Source organism: Variovorax sp. P4_D9 (assembly GCF_056401695.1).
The window spans coordinates 1-772 of record NZ_JBFUIU010001647.1 but is presented as its reverse complement, the minus strand read 5'-3'; the positions used below and the strand labels follow the sequence as shown (position 1 = coordinate 772).

Here is a 772-nt window from a genome sequence, read left to right as displayed (position 1 = left end):
TTGCAAGACGGTTATTCCCGGCGCAGGTGGATGAGCTGGTGCGTCTTTGCTCCCCTGTTCAGCGACGCCACCCATCCGCGAGCGAAGAACTGGCGCGTAAGGCGCAGGAAATGGAGCGTATTCTTCGAGTTCAGCAAGTTCCTGTTCTCTCGCTAGCGCGTCTCAACGAACGCGTCTTGGTCCGGGGTCCTGCGGGAACTGGTAAGACGCTCATCGCAATGGAGGTCGCACGGAGGGCGTCTCAAGATGGCCGACGCGTCGCGCTGCTTTGTCATAACCAATTGATCGGGGATTGGATTACTGAGAAGGTCAAGGCGCTGGACCCCTGCCCACCATCACTCGTTGTCGGGCGGGCCATCAAGGTGATGGCTGAAATGGCAAACGTTGCGATACCTCCAAACCCAACAAACGATTTCTGGGACCTTGAGCTTCCCGGACTGCTAGAGGAAAGGCTGACTGACTCCGACTTTATGGCGTCCGCGCATTTCGACTATCTTGTCCTCGACGAGGTGCAAGATCTCATGGCTCGACCATCGCTTTGGGCGTGTCTCGAACTATTTCTCAAAAACGGGTTTGCGCGCGGGGCATTCGCCATGTTCGGCGACTTCGAGAACCAAGTATTGACGAACGTCGAATCCGTGAGAACTATGCTAAAAAGTCTCGTCGACGTTGGAGCCCCCGCCCAGTGGGAACTGACTGAGAACTGCCGCAACTATCCTTCGGTCGGTCAAGCCGCCACGAAGCTCGCGGGTTGCAATGGGAATGTTTACAG

Annotated in this window: 1 protein-coding gene; it reads left to right on the top strand. The window is 56.5% G+C overall.

Annotated features, from left to right (window positions below; translation table 11 throughout):
- Positions 1-26: 26 nt before the first annotated feature.
- Positions 27-772 (top strand): DEAD/DEAH box helicase family protein (locus AC1DY5_RS57510; protein ID WP_478123020.1); only part of this gene is annotated, 746 nt, incomplete at its 3' end.